Below are 14,489 nucleotides of genomic sequence, written 5' to 3'. Positions count from 1 at the left end.
ATCTGCTAGGGGCGCGCGCATGCTCAACATCAACGGCATCACCGTGCGCCTTGGCGGCCGCACGATCCTCGACGGCGCGTCGGCGGCACTTCCCCCCGGCAGCCGCGTCGGGCTGATCGGCCGCAACGGCGCGGGCAAGTCGACGATGGTCCGCGTCATCGCCGGCCTGCTCGAACCCGACGAGGGATCAGCGGAAATGCCGCGCGGCAGCCGCCTCGGCTATATCGCGCAGGAAGCGCCCGCCGGTCAGGAAACGCCGTTCGACACCGTGCTCGCCGCCGATACCGAACGCGCCGCGCTGATGATCGAGAGCGAGACATGCGAAGACCCCGACCGGCTCGGTGACGTGTACGAACGACTGATCGCGATCGACGCCTACACCGCCCCCGCCCGCGCCGCGCAGATCCTGCTCGGTCTGGGTTTCGACGAAGAGATGCAGGCGCAACCGCTCGACAGCTTCTCGGGCGGCTGGAAGATGCGCGTGGCGCTTGCCGCGCTGTTGTTCTCACAGCCCGATGTGCTGCTGCTAGACGAGCCGTCGAACCACCTCGATCTAGAAGCGGTCATGTGGCTGGAGGATTTCCTGAAATCCTATTCCGCGACGATCGTCGTCGTCAGCCACGAACGCGATTTCCTCAACAACGTCGTCGATCACATCCTGCATCTGCAGGGCGGCAAGATCACGCTCTATCCCGGCGGCTATGACGCGTTCGAGCGCCAGCGCGCCGAACGCATGGCGCAGCTGGCGGCGGCCAAGGCCAACCAGGACATACAGCGCGCCAAGCTGCAGGATTACGTCGCCCGCAATTCCGCCCGCGCCTCCACCGCCAAACAGGCGCAGAGCCGGCAGAAGATGCTGGCCAAGATGCAGCCGATCGCCGAACTCGCCAACGATCCGTCGCTGTCGTTCGACTTCCCCGATCCGTCCGAACTGCGCCCCCCGCTCATCACGCTCGACATGGCGTCGGTCGGCTACAGCGACATTCCGATCCTGAAGCGCCTCAACATGCGCCTCGATCCCGACGACCGCGTCGCGCTGCTCGGCCGCAACGGCAATGGCAAGACCACGCTCGCCCGCCTGCTCGCCGCGCAGCTGGCGCCGATCGATGGCGAAATGAACGCGTCGGGCAAGATGAAGGTCGGCTATTTCACCCAGTATCAGGTCGAGGAACTGGACGCCGACGACACCCCGCTCGAACACATGACCCGCATCATGAAGGGGTCCAGCCCCGCGGCGGTGCGCGCGCAGCTCGGCCGCTTCGGCTTTTCGGGCGACAAGGCGATCGGCAAGGTCGGCAAGATGTCCGGCGGCGAAAAGGCGCGCCTCGCGCTCGCCCTCATCACCCGCGACGCCCCGCACCTGCTGATCCTCGACGAGCCGACCAACCACCTCGACGTCGATGCGCGTGAGGCACTGGTGCAGGCGCTTAACGCCTATAGCGGCGCCGTCGTGCTGGTCAGCCACGATCGCCACATGCTCGAACTCACCGCCGACCGGCTGGTGCTGGTCGATAACGGCACCGCCAAGGAATTCGACGGCAGCCTCGACGATTACATCGCCTTCGTCCTGAAGGGCGACGCCCCCGCGGCGGGCGCCAGCAAGGCCGATCGCAAGGCGAACAAGAAAGCGGCCACCGACGCCCGCGACCGCGAAACCGCCCTCCGCCGCACCATCCGCGACCTCGAAGCCGACACCGCCCGCCTGACGACCGAGCGCAACGCCCTAGACCGCGCGATGTTCGACCCCGCCGGCGCCGAACCTCGTTTCGCCAAACTCAGCATGAGCGACCTCGGCAAACGCCGCGCCGAAGTGCAGGGCAAGATCGAAGCGGTCGAGGCCAAATGGCTCGAAGCGACCGAGGCGCTGGAGACGGCGTAACGGGCGGCGTGCCCATCGTGTTGACCGGCTATTAAATATGACGGCGTCGCGCCATCTTATCGATCGATAAGGCTGGTGAGGAGCGACGCCGGCCGTACCAAAACGGGAAACCGCAGCCTCGTTCATATTGAAACCTTTCCTCGACCACGACCGTAGCTCCGCCGCGATCACTGCCGTCAGACTCGGCGTTGAGAACGCATGGAGATGGTAACATGAAGAAACTGGCGCTTGGTATGGTGACCGCAATGGTCCTGGCTGCCTCCCCAGCATATGCGGCACCGCTGCTGTTCAACTTCTCCGGTCCTTCGGGAACGGCGGTGTTCCAGCTCGATTCGAACCCGATGCCTGCTTTTTCACAGACGTTCCTCGGTTCAGATCAGTTTTCGTTCAACAATGTTGCCGGCACATTTGGTGGGGTCGCAGGAACGGCATCGACGGTCAGCTTCGGCAATGGCTTATTTTCTAGCCTGAGCATCAACGCGGCCAATCTGGGTTTCACCCAGTTCAACGCCCCGACCCTGTTTAGCGGATCGCCCGGTAACCCGACTTTCCTCACCGGCTCCTTTACCCTGATCAATCCATTCTTCGGCAATGGTCAGCTGACTATCTCTCCGATCACAGCCGCTGTTCCTGAACCCACGACATGGGCAATGATGGTGCTCGGTATGGGCGTCGTCGGCTTCGCTATGCGCCGTCGTCGAGCGGTCACCACCCGCGTCACGTACGCCGCCTGACACCGCGATAGACAACGAAACCAGCCGGCGATCGCAAGATCGACGGCTGGTCGATGCGGTTTCAGCACGACCGTGCGCATGCCATGCCCGAATGAGCAGACTACCGCCATCGACTTGGGCTACCAATCAGCGATCCAGCCATCATCGATTGATCGGCCAAAAAATTGGCAAGTTAATCACCCCCGCTGTCCTATACCGACCCTCGCTGGTACAAGGCGGTCGCAGCGCTCAGGCTCCGCTCTTTCGCATCACCGGCTACCAGTGAATTGGACAGTGTTTAGGCCTAACCTTAGCCTAACTTTCCGCGCCCCACCGCGATCACGGGATCAGCCGTTGGGCGCGTAACTGCTGGAATAGACTGAAGAAAGCATCGTCGGTCGGCTGGTAATCCAGAAACCCCAGCCGCCGGCTCTTGCCCATGTCGGTCACCACCTCGATCGGCCGCCCCAGATCGGCGTCGGTATGCCAGGGTGACGCCAGCCGCGACAGGTCGGCCTCCGCCAGCCCTTCGCGCTCGGCGATCCCGCGCCACACGCCGGCGTCGTCCGCCATCTGCTCCTCCAGCGGCATCACGCTGCCATCGAACGGCGCCGGCTCCAGCCCGAACCACTCCGCGATCCGCCCCCACATCCAGCTCCACCGGAACACGTCGCCATTCACGACATTGAACGCCTGATCCCGCGCCGCCGGTGTCTCCGTCGCCCACACCAGATGCCGCGCCAGTTGCCGCGCATCGGTCATGTCGGTCAGCCCGTTCCACTGCGCCGCCGACCCCGGAAAGCGGAACGGCCGCCCCAGTTCGCGGCACAGCGTCGCATAGACGGCCAGCGTCGTGCCCATGTTCATCGCATTGCCCACCGCGCGACCGATGATCGTATGCGGCCGGTGCACGCTCCAGCCGAAGCAATCGCGCGCCGCTGCCGCGAACACCTCGTCCTCCTGCGCGTAATAGAAGTTCTCGACATCCAGCCGCCCCTGCTCCTCGCGGAACGGCGTCTGCGGCAACGTGCCTTTGCCGTAAGCCTCGAACGGCCCCAGATAATGCTTCAACCCGGTCACCAGCGCGACATGCCGCACGCTCCCGGCCGGTCGCACGCCGTCGAGCAGATTGCGGACCATCGCGGCGTTGACGCGGATGTTCTCCGCCTCGGTCGCCTGTCGCGACCATGTCGCGATGAACACTGCGTCCGGGCTCAACCCGGCCAGCGCCGCCGCCGTGCCGGCTGCATTCTGCAGGTCGGCCGCCACCGGCGTCACGCCATCCTGCGCCTGCGGTCGCCGCGCCAGACCATGGACCGCCCAGCCATCCGCCACCAACTGCGCGGCGGTCGCGCTGCCGACGATCCCGCTGGTCCCCACGACCAAAGCCGTACGTGTCATCGTTCATTCTCCGTGAAGGCTGAGGCCACGAACCGGGCCGCTCTATCACGGAGCCAAACGCACCGGGCCGCAATCGGTCCCGGACGATCGTCGATCAGGCGGTGGGCTGGTCTTGTGCGTCGCCAGCCGGCTCGTCGCCCGCTGTCTCTTCACCAGCAACCGGCCGCTCGAACCAGGCTTCGACCTCGCCGACCAGCTTCAGCGTGAGCGCGCGACCCTTGCGATCGACCTTCTTGCCCAGCGCAACCCGAATCCATCCCTCAGAGATGCAATATTCCTCGACATCCTTTCGCTCGACACCCTTGAAACGGATGCCGATCCCGCGCTCCAGCAGCGGCTGGTCGAAATACGGGCTGTCGGAATTGATCGAAAGGCGATCGGGAGGCGTGTCGGTCATGCCGCGCGCTTAGCGGTGCCGATGCCGTCCGGCCACAAAAAAGCGGCGCGGGAATAGCTCCCCGCGCCGCCGGTCATCCGATCAATAGCCGTAGCCGCCATATCCGTCATAACCGCGATCGTAATAGCCACGGTCATCATAGGCCGGCTCGTAATAGTGCTCCCGCACCACGACCCGGGGCGGCGGCGAGTAATACCGCTCGCGATACACCACCCGCGGCGGCGGCGCGTCGTAATAGCCACGGTCGTAATACCGGTTGCGGTTGTTGTTCGACGCAATCGCCGCGCCGACGCCCAACCCCAGGATGCCACCCAGCACCGCGCCGGCCACGCCGTTGCCGCCGCCACGATGCCCGCGATAGTCGCGATAGCCATAGCCACGACCCCAACGCTGCGCCTCTGCCGGCACCGCTGCGGTCAGCACCGTCGCGGCTAGCACCGCGCCCAATCCGGCCTTCTTCAACATATTGTTCATCTCGAACCTCCGATACAGTTACGCCCGGTCCGCCAGATCCAACGCACAATGGTGCGACCGTGTTGCGATCCCTGCCCGAGTCGGGCTGAATGATCCCGGAACCGTCTGTTTAAGGAACGTTCATGCGCTGGCTCGTGAAGACCGAACCCGACAGTTACTCCTTCACCGATCTGGTCGCCGAAGGTCGGACCGAATGGACCGGCATCCGCAACCACACCGCCGCCAACCACCTGCGCGCCATGGCGGTCGGCGACGACGTCCTGATCTATCACAGCGGCAAGGAAAAGGCCGCGGTCGGCACCGCCACCGTCGCCCGCGCCGCGCAACCCGATGGCGACGAAGGCTGGGTCTCCACGTCCCTTGCGGCCGACGTCCCGCTGGCCCGCCCGGTGACGCTCGCGCTGATGAAGGCCGACCCGGCGCTCGCCGACATGGCGATGATCCGCCAATCCCGCCTGTCCGTCTCCCCCATCACCGACACGGAATGGTCCGTGATCCTACGGCTGGCAAAGGGCTGATCTACCCCCGCGCAAAAGTCTCCGCCTCTGCCACCTGCGCATCGCTAGGCCGTACCCCCGTGTAGAGCACGAACTGCTCCAGCGCCTGCAACGTCGCCACCGCCGCGCCGGTGATCCGCCGCTTCCCCGCCGCCTCGGCCGCGTTCAGGAAGGGTGTCGCCGCCGGGATCGCCACCACGTCGAACGCCACCTCACACGCCGCGACCATCGCCCCCGGAAACGCCATCGCATCGGCATCGCCGCCCGCCATCCCCAGCGGCGTCACGTTCACCAGCAGCGGCGCACCCTCGTCGCCCAACTCGGATCGCCAGCCAAAGCCATACAGGTCCGCCAGCGGCCGCCCCTTCGCCTCGTTACGTGCAACGATCACCCCGTCACTAAAGCCCGCATCGCGCATCGCCGCCGCCACCGCCTTCGCCATCCCGCCCGATCCCCGCAGCACGAACCGCGTCGCCGGATCGACCTCCGCGATCAGTGCAGCCACCGCCGCATAATCGGTGTTATGCCCGGTCAGCACGCCATCGTCGTTCACGATCGTGTTCACGCTGTCGATCGCCGCCGCCGACCGTGCCAACCCGTCGAGCAAGGCGATCACATCTTCCTTGAACGGCATCGATATGGCGCAACCTCGCACCCCCAGCGCCCGGATGCCGCCGATCGCACCCGGCAGATCGGTCGTCGTGAACGCCTTGTAGACGTAATCCAGCCCCATCAGTTCATAGAGCCGGTTATGGAACCGCGATCCGAAATTACCCGGCCGGGTGGCAAGCGACATACATAACCGCGTATCGCGGCCGATCGGGGGTTTGCTGGTCATCGGGACACTATACCGTCGCAGGGCGATCCGGCCAATCAGTCCGGGAAAACCGTGTCGTCATCCGACCCACCCGGATCGAACAGCCGGAACACCACCTCTTCCAGCGTCCGTTGATCGAGGCGACGCTCCGCCGGGCAGTCACCAGTTCGTGTCGCCTCCACCTGCCAGCGCTGACTTTGTGGACGATCCGGGTTCCAACCCGGTCCCCCGCCCCGTTGCATCCCGTCGAACAAGTCGTCGGACAGGAAATTTATCGTGAGCCGCTTCGCATCATAGCGTCCCGACACATCAAGTTTGCTGTTGCCCGGCTTTGCGCCCGGTTGGCTGACCGGCCGTAGGCATGACCGGCCACCCCTGATCCGCCCGTCTGCAACCTTTAGCCGCAGCGAACTGCACCTGATCGCTCGCGGCATCGCGGATTGCTCACCCGCCATCGCCCGCAGCGCCGCTTCCAACGCGCTGTCGGGCAGGCAGACAGCGAAACGGAACGACCGCGAACCGTTTCCCATTGTCGCAGACCGCGTGAACTTCCACAGACCGCCCCTGATCGCCGGTCGCTCGCCCGTCACGATGATGTCCGGCTGGTCGGGACCGATGACGACGATCGGCTTGTCCTGCGACGCGGGCTCGCTCGCCTGCGCCAACGGCGTCGAATGCGCGACGGACAGCCCGAACGCCCCCGCCATCACCGCAACCGCTACCCATTTCAGGCCGATCGGCATCCTGTTCCCTCCCCACCGGCCCATGGCTGGCGGTCGAGTGTAGAGCGGATCGGGCACGTGGCCACCCCCTCCCATCCCGGCGGGGCGATGCCGGTCACGGCGGCCAAGAACGAGAAAAGGGCCGGACGTTTCCGTCCGACCCCTTCTCTATCATCAGCCCCGTCGCGGCAAAGCCGCGCCGTCGGTCCTCGCTGTGGCGAGGCCGGCCGGGCGGGCCTCTTCGGCTCAGTGCAGCTTCACTGCGCCGTGCCCGGCCCGCCTTACGCGGCCTGTTTTGCGCGGCTCGCCTTCTTGCGCTCGTTCGCGTCCAGATAGCGCTTGCGCAGCCGGATCGACTTCGGCGTCACTTCGACCATCTCGTCGTCGTCGATATACGCGATCGCCTGCTCTAGCGTCGCGCGCTTCGGCGGGGTCAGGCGCACCTGATCGTCCTTGCCACCCGACGCGCGGAAGTTGGTCAGCGCCTTGGTCTTCATCGGATTGACCTCAAGGTCGTCCGGCTTGGCGTTCTCGCCGACGATCATGCCCTCGTATAGCGCTTCGCCATGGCCCACGAACAGGATGCCGCGCTCTTCCAGCGGACCCAGTGCGTAGTTGTTGGCTTCGCCCGTGCCGTTCGAGATCAGCACGCCGTTCTTGCGGCCTTCGATCTTGCCCTTGTGGGGGCCATACTTCTCGAACAGCCGGTTCATGATGCCGGTGCCGCGCGTGTCCGACAGGAACTCGCCGTGATACCCGATCATGCCGCGTGAAGGGGCTGAGAAGGTGATGCGCGTCTTGCCGCCGGTCGATGGCCGCATGTCGGTCATCTCCGCCTTGCGCAGGTTCATCTTCTCGACGACCGTGCCCGAATGCTCGTCGTCGACGTCGATGATGACGGTTTCGTACGGCTCGGTCTTGTTGCCGTTCTCGTCCTCACCGAACAGCACGCGCGGACGCGAGATGCCTAGTTCGAAACCCTCGCGACGCATCGTCTCGATCAGCACGCCGAGCTGAAGCTCGCCGCGGCCGGCAACTTCGAAGCTGTCGCGGTCGGACGCCTCGGTCACCTTCACGGCGACGTTCGATTCGGCTTCGCGGAACAGGCGGTCGCGAATCATGCGCGACGTCACCTTGGTGCCTTCACGACCCGCCATCGGCGAATCGTTCACCGCGAACCGCATCGACAGCGTCGGCGGATCGATCGGCTGTGCGTGCAGCGCTTCGGTGACGGTGATGTCGGCGATCGTGTTGGCGACGGTAGCGACCGACAGGCCGGCCAGGCTGATGATATCGCCTGCCTTGGCCTCGTCGACAGGAACGCGATCGAGTCCGTGGAACGACAGGATCTTCGACGCGCGGCCGGTCTCGACGATCGTGCCGTCGTCACCCAGCGCGTGGATCGGCTGGTTGATCTTGATCGTGCCCGAATTGACGCGGCCGGTCAGGATGCGACCCAGGAACGGATCGCGGTCGAGCAGCGTGACGAGGAAGGTAAAGGGCACGCCCTCCACTTCCACCGCCGGTGCCGGCACATGGCTCACGATCGTCTCGAACATCGGGATCAGCGTGCCTTCGCGCGCATCCATGTCGGTCGAGGCGTAACCGTTGCGGCCCGACGCATAGAGCACCGGGAAATCGAGCTGCTCGTCATTGGCGTCCAGCGACACGAACAGATCGAACACCTCGTCCAGCACTTCCTGGATGCGCGCGTCGCTGCGATCGACCTTGTTGACCACGACGATCGGCTTCAAGCCCAGCGCCAGCGCCTTGCCGGTCACGAACTTCGTCTGCGGCATCGCGCCTTCCGACGAATCGACCAGCAGGACGACGCCGTCGACCATGCTCAGGATGCGCTCCACCTCACCGCCGAAATCAGCGTGGCCGGGTGTATCGACGATGTTGATACGAATCGATTCGCTCGCGCCCGGCGGGGTCCAGTCGACCGACGTCGGCTTGGCAAGGATCGTGATCCCGCGCTCTTTTTCAAGGTCGTTCGAATCCATGGCGCGCTCTTCGATGCGCTGGTTGTCGCGGAACGTGCCGGACTGGCGAAAGAGCTGATCGACCAGGGTGGTTTTACCATGATCGACGTGCGCGATGATCGCCACGTTGCGGAGGCTCATGAGGAATCCTGAATGTCTGGGGCTATAATTGCGTGCGCTCATAGCCGAACTGACGCTTTTCGGGAAGGGCATCAATTGGTGCGCTGCAACGACGGCGGGAATCGTTGCCCTTATGACTAATCGGGATTAAGTCCGATCCGGAGCTGTTGTCGCCCGGAAAATCCATTTCCCATGGGCCAATGCTTCGGGAAGATTGTCATGAAGACGCTCTATCTTATCACCACGATCGCGGCCGCCATGCTGGTTACACCGGCGGCACAGGCGGCCACGGTCGTCGATCCGATCGGTGATTTCTCGCCCGGTTATGTCGGCGCGGCCGCTGATCTCGATGTCACGTCGTTCACCGTCGATTATAACGCCCTCACCAACGTGTTTACGCTGGGCGCGACCATGGCGGGTGCGATCGATGCGACGACCGCGGGCGTTTATATCATCGGCGTCAACACCGGCACCGGTGCCAATGCTCCCTTCGCCAGCCTCGGCGCGCCGAATGTCCGCTTCAATCAGGTCGTGCGCGTAAACAAAGATGGCACTGCCGTCGTCGGCGCCAATCCGCTGACCGCGACGATCGCCGGCAACGCATTCTCGCTGGCCGTGTCCGGCACGCTGTTCGCCAGCACCGGGTTCGCGGTGCAGGATTACAGCTGGAACCTGTGGCCGCGTAACGGCGTCGGCGCTGGCACCTTCGTGACCGATTTCGCGCCTGACAACGCCATGCTGACCGCCGCCGTGCCCGAACCGGCCAGCTGGGCGATGATGTTCGTGGGGATGGCCGCCATCGGCCTGACCCTGCGTCTGCGCCGCCGTCCAGCCGTCCGTTTCGCCTGACCGGACGGGGCCGGTTCTCGCCTGTTCGGGGACCGGCCCCATCTTTAGATGTGTATTGCTTCGATAAGGCACTTGTCTTGCCGGCGTCACCCGCGCATTTTGACGGCTCATTGCACAGCGGGACGGTGATATGAGCGTCGAGACGACCACGGCCGAAAAAGAACTGGTGCTGACGCCGCCCGATCCGGTGCCCACCGTCACGGCTGCCAAGGCCGCCGGCCTCGTCCCCGTAGACGACGGCAAGAAGACCGAGCTGGATTCCCGCGTCGATACCTTCGTCGCCGATCTGGTCGCGCAGGACGTGAACAGCCCCGAATTCGGCCGCCGCGTCGATGCGATCACCGCGATGGGTGCCAAGGAAATTCGCGAGGCCGCCGGCCAGTCGAACCGCTTCCTCGATCGCCCGGTCAAGGCGATGGATCAGGACACCGGCGTCGGCAAGGATCTGGCCGAACTGCGCCGCGTCGTCGAGGATCTCGATCCCGGCAAGAAGGGCAACCTGACCGCCCCGCAAAAGCTGTTCGGCATCATCCCGTTCGGCAACAAGATGCGCAATTACTTCGACGGGTACAAATCCTCGCAGACGCATATCAGCTCGATCCTGAAGAGCCTCGCCAGCGGCAAGGACGAGCTGCTGATGGACAACGCCGCGATCGATACGGAACGCGCGAACCTGTGGGCGGCGATGGGTCGCCTCGAACAGATGATCCACCTGTCACAGACGATGGACGGCAAGCTGGAGGACAAGGCCAACGACCTGGATCACACCGATCCCGCCAAAGCCAAGGCGATCCGCGAAACCGCGTTGTTCTACACCCGCCAGCGGACGCAGGACCTGCTGACCCAGATGGCGGTCACCGTGCAGGGTTATCTGGCGCTCGATCTGGTCAAAAAGAACAATGTCGAGCTGGTGAAGGGCGTCGATCGCGCCTCCACCACCACCGTCGCGGCGCTGCGCACCGCCGTCACCGTGGCGCAGGCGCTGACCAACCAGAAACTGGTGCTGGAACAGATCACGCAGCTGAACACCACCACCGCCAACATCATCGATTCGACCGGCAAGCTGCTGAAGGAAAACACCGCCCGCATCCATGAACAGGCGGCTAGCGCGACGATCCCGATCGAAACGCTGCAACGCGCGTTCCAGAACATCTACGACACGATGGACGCGATCGACACCTTCAAGATGAAGGCGCTCGATTCGATGAAGACCACCGTCAACACGTTGGGCAACGAGGTCGAAAAATCGCGCGGCTATATCGCCCGTGCCGAAGGCGCATCACAGGGCGCGCTGAAGGGCCCGTCCGACCAGTATCGACTGGAGGCGCTGTAATCGCATGAGCGAAGTCGACGACGCGATCGCCGCTGCGCGCTCCTCCTGGTCGCGCATCTCGGACACCGGCCAGCCCGCTGCGCCGCGCAATTCTGTGCGCACGCGCGGTCAGGGCGCCCGTCGGGTGAAGCGGATCGCGCTGGCGATGCTGGCGGTGCTCGTTGCGGCGTTCGCGATCGGCTTCGTCACCCCGATCGGCATCATGGGGGTGTTCATGACGCTGGTCGCGCTCGTCGGCGTTGCCATGCTGTTCGCGATCCTCCCTGCCGCCAGCGACCGCGCGCCACCGCCGGAAAAGCTGAAGACCGTCGATATCAAGGCGCTGCCCGCGCAGACCGAACGCTGGCTTCACGCGCAACGCCGCCTGCTCCCCGCTCCCGCCCAGCATCTGGTCGACCGCATCGGTGACCGCCTCGGCACGCTTGCCCCGCAACTCGCCCGCGTCGATGCCAATAGCGAATCGGCGCTGGAAATCCGTCGCCTCGTCGGCGAGCAGCTTCCCGCCTTCGTCGATGATTATGCCCGCGTTCCCGAACCCCTGCGCCGCACCGACCGCAACGGCCGTACTCCCGATGCCGCACTGGTCGACGGCCTGTCAGTCATCGAACGCGAGATCGCCGCGATGACCGAACGTCTGGCGCAGGGTGACCTCGACTCCCTGCAGACCCGTGGCCGCTATCTCGAGATGAAATATACCGGCGACGGCGCCCCCGGCTGACGGAGGCTCAGATCAACGCCAGTTCTGCCAGCTTCCCCATCAATGCTGCCGGCATCTCGGCGATTCCGGTCCCGTCGCCACCCAGATCTACCGGCGCATCCGCCTCCTCCAGATAGCGCCAGCCCTGATGCGCGCGCTTTGGCCGCGCCTGTACCAGCACCAGCTCGGGATTTAGGTGGATCGCCACGCGGCCACCCTCCGCTTCGCCGAACGACACGATCGGCGACCGCGCGACCAACTGGTGCTTGATGATCCAGAACAGCGATCCCTGACCCGTGATCTCCTCATGCCGCTTGGGCAAATACCGCGTGGTCAGATACATGCCACCCTCCGCCGCGCGCATCCGCAGCCGTTCGGCCAGATGCTCGACGCTGGTCGCGCCGAACGCCACTTTGGTCAGATGAAGCGCCATGCCAGCCCATCTGGGCATGACCGGCGCGCGATCAAGCGCGCTTCACGCACCCAACCCCCACAGTGTTGCCAGACCCAGGAACGAGAAGAACCCCATCACATCCGTCATCGTCGTCACGAACACCGCCGACGACACCGCCGGATCGATCCGAAACCGGTCCAGCGTCACCGGCACGATCACCCCGCCCAGACCCGCGACCAGATTGTTGATGACCATCGCCAGCGCGATGACGATCGACAGATCCCGGTTGCCGAAAACGAGGAAGGTGCCCGCCCCTATCAATACCCCCAGCGACAGGCCATTGGCCGCCGCGATCCGGAATTCGCGCACGATCATCCGCACCGTATTCGACGAGGTTAGCTGGTTCGTCGCCAGCGCGCGCACGACCACCGCCAGCGTCTGCGTCCCCGCATTACCGCCCATGCCCGACACGATCGGCATCAGCACCGCAAGCAGCGCAAACCGCGCGATCGTCCCCTCGAACAGGCTGACGACCGACGCCGCCAGCATTGCCGTACCCAGGTTGACCACCAGCCACGTCAACCGCGTCCTGACCGTGAAGCGGATCGGTTCGTTGATGTCGCCCTCACCCGCGCCGGACAGGCGCAGCACGTCCTCGCCCGCCTCCTGCTGGATGATGTGGACGACGTCATCGACGGTGATCATACCGACCAGCCGCCCGCCACCATCGGTGACGGCAGCGGAGATCAGCGCGTATTTCTGGAACCGCAGCGCGACCTCTTCCTGATCCATGTCGACCGGGATCAGCGTCTGCTCGCGCGCCATCACATCGGCCACCGGCACCCAATGCGGCGTGCGGAGTATCCACGACAACGCGCAGGTGCCGACCGGCCGGTGCGCGGGATCGACCACGAAGATTTCCCAGAAATCGGTGGTCAGTTCCTCATGGCCGCGCAGATAGGTGATGACATCGCCGACGGTCCAATGCTCCGGCACCGCGATCAGCTCGCGCTGCATCAGGCGGCCGGCAGATTCCTCGGGATAGGACAGCGCCTCCTCGATCGCGGCGCGATCGTCGGGGTCGAGCGCGCGCAGCACGGCGCGCTGCTCGTCCTCGTCCATGTCCTCGATCATCGCGACCGCGTCGTCGGTATCCAGCTCGGCGGCCAGATCGGCGATCTCATGCGGTTCGAGCGCGTCGATCAGGTCCTCGCGGACGTAATCGTTCATCTCCGCGAACACGTCGGCGTCGAGCAACGATGCGACCGCGCGGGCCAGCGCCGCGCGCTGTTCGCCCGGCGTCAGCTCGAACAGATCGGCCAGATCGGCGGGATGCAGCGGCTCGACCAGCGAGCGCGCTTCCTCGTCATTGCCGTCCGCTACCGCGTCCAGCACCGCCCGGATGAACTCGGGACGCAGATGGTCGTCCTCGTCCAGCTCGGTTTCGGCCTCGACCTCGATGTCGGGAAGCTCGCTGGTGCTCATCGCCGCCTCCCTGCTGTCTGCGCGAGGGTTGCCCTATCGCGATGCAGCATCATTTGCCAGCGGCGGAATGCGTACCTATCTGCCGCCGCACGGAATAGCATCAAAGGAAATCACCATGGCCGATACCCCCGAAACGCTGACGATGACGCTCGACGGCGGCGACGTGACGATCAAGCTGCGCCCCGATCTTGCCCCCAAGCATGTCGAGCGGATCGTCGAGCTGGCCAATGACGGCTTCTATGACGGCGTCGTGTTCCACCGCGTCATCCCCGGATTCATGGCGCAGGGAGGCGACCCCACCGGCACCGGCATGCACGGTAGCGACAAGCCGAACTTGAAGGCTGAATTCTCCGCCGAACCGCACGTCCGCGGCGTCTGCTCGATGGCCCGCACGAACCAGCCGGACACGGCGAACTCGCAGTTCTTCGTCGTGTTCGACGACGCCCGCTTCCTCGACAAGCAGTACACCGTCTGGGGCCAGGTGACGGACGGCATGGAGCTGATCGATGCCCTCCCCAAGGGCGAGCCCCCGCGCGAGCCGGGCAAGATCGTCAAGATGCGCGCCGCCTGATATCCGGGTCGTCCGCTGTGCCGGTGCGCAGCGGACGACCTGCCATCAGCGGCGGAAAGTTAGGCTAAGGTTAGGCCTAAAACGCTCCCGTGCTCGGCGTTGCCACGATCGAAAACCAGCGCGCGTGCCGAACACGACCGATGGCGATTCATGTC

General features: G+C 65.0%; 14 protein-coding genes and 1 pseudogene. 7 read left to right on the top strand and 8 right to left on the bottom strand.

The window, feature by feature from the left end; all coding sequences use genetic code 11:
- Nucleotides 1-19: 19 nt before the first annotated feature.
- Both ASG67_RS11475 and ASG67_RS19835 read left to right on the top strand, forming a co-directional pair.
- On the top strand, nt 20-1,879 hold the full coding sequence (locus ASG67_RS11475) for an ABC-F family ATP-binding cassette domain-containing protein (RefSeq protein ID WP_056530010.1): 1,860 nt from the start codon (nt 20-22) through the stop codon (nt 1,877-1,879).
- A gap of 614 nt (nt 1,880-2,493) precedes the next feature.
- Nucleotides 2,494-2,613, top strand: a pseudogene (locus ASG67_RS19835) (PEPxxWA-CTERM sorting domain-containing protein); the annotation flags it as partial.
- A 318-nt stretch (nt 2,614-2,931) separates the two neighbouring features.
- Here ASG67_RS19835 and ASG67_RS11465 read toward each other — a convergent pair.
- The 3 genes from ASG67_RS11465 to ASG67_RS11455 form a co-directional block, all read right to left on the bottom strand.
- Nucleotides 2,932-3,993 (bottom strand): SDR family oxidoreductase, encoded by a 1,062-nt coding sequence (locus tag ASG67_RS11465; RefSeq protein WP_056530004.1) that lies wholly within the window; start codon nt 3,991-3,993, stop codon nt 2,932-2,934.
- 94 nt (nt 3,994-4,087) lie between these two features.
- Nucleotides 4,088-4,390, bottom strand: a complete 303-nt coding sequence (locus tag ASG67_RS11460) for a DUF3297 family protein (protein WP_056530001.1) — start codon at nt 4,388-4,390, stop codon at nt 4,088-4,090.
- Between the two features lie 81 nt (nt 4,391-4,471).
- Nucleotides 4,472-4,864 (bottom strand): hypothetical protein, encoded by a 393-nt coding sequence (locus ASG67_RS11455; RefSeq protein WP_056529998.1) that lies wholly within the window; start codon nt 4,862-4,864, stop codon nt 4,472-4,474.
- 122 nt (nt 4,865-4,986) lie between these two features.
- Here ASG67_RS11455 and ASG67_RS11450 point away from each other — a divergent pair, with 122 nt between their 5' ends.
- Nucleotides 4,987-5,382, top strand: a complete 396-nt coding sequence (locus tag ASG67_RS11450; RefSeq protein WP_056529995.1) for an EVE domain-containing protein — start codon at nt 4,987-4,989, stop codon at nt 5,380-5,382.
- 1 nt (nt 5,383) lies between these two features.
- On the opposite strand, the gene ASG67_RS11445 is transcribed toward ASG67_RS11450, so the two are convergent.
- The 3 genes from ASG67_RS11445 to typA form a co-directional block, all read right to left on the bottom strand.
- Entirely contained in the window at nt 5,384-6,199 is an 816-nt protein-coding gene (locus ASG67_RS11445; protein WP_056529992.1) for a shikimate 5-dehydrogenase, read from the bottom strand.
- Between the two features lie 35 nt (nt 6,200-6,234).
- Complete coding sequence (locus tag ASG67_RS11440) at nt 6,235-6,921, bottom strand: hypothetical protein (protein WP_056529989.1); 687 nt, start codon at nt 6,919-6,921, stop codon at nt 6,235-6,237.
- Between the two features lie 260 nt (nt 6,922-7,181).
- Nucleotides 7,182-9,026 carry a translational GTPase TypA gene (gene typA / locus ASG67_RS11435; protein ID WP_056529986.1) on the bottom strand — a complete coding sequence of 615 codons (1,845 nt, stop codon included), beginning with the start codon at nt 9,024-9,026 and terminating at the stop codon, nt 7,182-7,184.
- 198 nt (nt 9,027-9,224) lie between these two features.
- Between typA and ASG67_RS11430 the strand changes: the two genes are divergently transcribed.
- The 3 genes from ASG67_RS11430 (at nt 9,225) to ASG67_RS11420 (ending at nt 11,905) form a co-directional block, all read left to right on the top strand.
- On the top strand, nt 9,225-9,854 hold the full coding sequence (locus ASG67_RS11430) for a PEPxxWA-CTERM sorting domain-containing protein (RefSeq protein WP_162244348.1): 630 nt from the start codon (nt 9,225-9,227) through the stop codon (nt 9,852-9,854).
- Between the two features lie 130 nt (nt 9,855-9,984).
- On the top strand, nt 9,985-11,187 hold the full coding sequence (locus ASG67_RS11425; protein WP_056529979.1) for a toxic anion resistance protein: 1,203 nt from the start codon (nt 9,985-9,987) through the stop codon (nt 11,185-11,187).
- 4 nt (nt 11,188-11,191) lie between these two features.
- Complete coding sequence (locus ASG67_RS11420; RefSeq protein ID WP_056529977.1) at nt 11,192-11,905, top strand: hypothetical protein; 714 nt, start codon at nt 11,192-11,194, stop codon at nt 11,903-11,905.
- A gap of 7 nt (nt 11,906-11,912) precedes the next feature.
- Here ASG67_RS11420 and ASG67_RS11415 read toward each other — a convergent pair whose 3' ends face one another.
- Nucleotides 11,913-12,317 carry a DUF1489 family protein gene (locus tag ASG67_RS11415; RefSeq protein ID WP_056529974.1) on the bottom strand — a complete coding sequence of 135 codons (405 nt, stop codon included), beginning with the start codon at nt 12,315-12,317 and terminating at the stop codon, nt 11,913-11,915.
- Between the two features lie 42 nt (nt 12,318-12,359).
- Nucleotides 12,360-13,763, bottom strand: coding sequence for a magnesium transporter (gene mgtE, locus ASG67_RS11410; protein WP_056529972.1), 1,404 nt, complete (start codon nt 13,761-13,763; stop codon nt 12,360-12,362).
- A 115-nt stretch (nt 13,764-13,878) separates the two neighbouring features.
- Between mgtE and ASG67_RS11405 the strand changes: the two genes are divergently transcribed.
- Nucleotides 13,879-14,334 carry a peptidylprolyl isomerase gene (locus ASG67_RS11405; RefSeq protein WP_056530570.1) on the top strand — a complete coding sequence of 152 codons (456 nt, stop codon included), beginning with the start codon at nt 13,879-13,881 and terminating at the stop codon, nt 14,332-14,334.
- Nucleotides 14,335-14,489 lie beyond the last annotated feature (155 nt).

The sequence above is a fragment of the Sphingomonas sp. Leaf339 genome, assembly GCF_001426195.1.
In the GTDB taxonomy this organism is placed as follows: Bacteria; Pseudomonadota; Alphaproteobacteria; order Sphingomonadales; family Sphingomonadaceae; genus Sphingomonas.
The sequence above is the reverse complement of the archived record's forward strand: the minus strand, read 5'-3'. Positions and strand labels throughout refer to the sequence as shown.

Excerpts from the sequence above, each read along its gene's own strand:
- ASG67_RS11475 (WP_056530010.1), top strand. The coding sequence starts at position 20 with ATGCTCAACATCAACGGCATCACCGTGCGCCTTGGCGGCCGCACGATC.
- ASG67_RS11465 (WP_056530004.1), bottom strand. The coding sequence starts at position 3,993 with ATGACACGTACGGCTTTGGTCGTGGGGACCAGCGGGATCGTCGGCAGC.
- ASG67_RS11460 (WP_056530001.1), bottom strand. The coding sequence starts at position 4,390 with ATGACCGACACGCCTCCCGATCGCCTTTCGATCAATTCCGACAGCCCG.
- ASG67_RS11455 (WP_056529998.1), bottom strand. The coding sequence starts at position 4,864 with ATGAACAATATGTTGAAGAAGGCCGGATTGGGCGCGGTGCTAGCCGCG.
- ASG67_RS11450 (WP_056529995.1), top strand. The coding sequence starts at position 4,987 with ATGCGCTGGCTCGTGAAGACCGAACCCGACAGTTACTCCTTCACCGAT.
- ASG67_RS11445 (WP_056529992.1), bottom strand. The coding sequence starts at position 6,199 with ATGACCAGCAAACCCCCGATCGGCCGCGATACGCGGTTATGTATGTCG.
- ASG67_RS11440 (WP_056529989.1), bottom strand. The coding sequence starts at position 6,921 with ATGCCGATCGGCCTGAAATGGGTAGCGGTTGCGGTGATGGCGGGGGCG.
- typA (WP_056529986.1), bottom strand. The coding sequence starts at position 9,026 with ATGAGCCTCCGCAACGTGGCGATCATCGCGCACGTCGATCATGGTAAA.
- ASG67_RS11430 (WP_162244348.1), top strand. The coding sequence starts at position 9,225 with ATGAAGACGCTCTATCTTATCACCACGATCGCGGCCGCCATGCTGGTT.
- ASG67_RS11425 (WP_056529979.1), top strand. The coding sequence starts at position 9,985 with ATGAGCGTCGAGACGACCACGGCCGAAAAAGAACTGGTGCTGACGCCG.
- ASG67_RS11420 (WP_056529977.1), top strand. The coding sequence starts at position 11,192 with ATGAGCGAAGTCGACGACGCGATCGCCGCTGCGCGCTCCTCCTGGTCG.
- ASG67_RS11415 (WP_056529974.1), bottom strand. The coding sequence starts at position 12,317 with ATGGCGCTTCATCTGACCAAAGTGGCGTTCGGCGCGACCAGCGTCGAG.
- mgtE (WP_056529972.1), bottom strand. The coding sequence starts at position 13,763 with ATGAGCACCAGCGAGCTTCCCGACATCGAGGTCGAGGCCGAAACCGAG.
- ASG67_RS11405 (WP_056530570.1), top strand. The coding sequence starts at position 13,879 with ATGGCCGATACCCCCGAAACGCTGACGATGACGCTCGACGGCGGCGAC.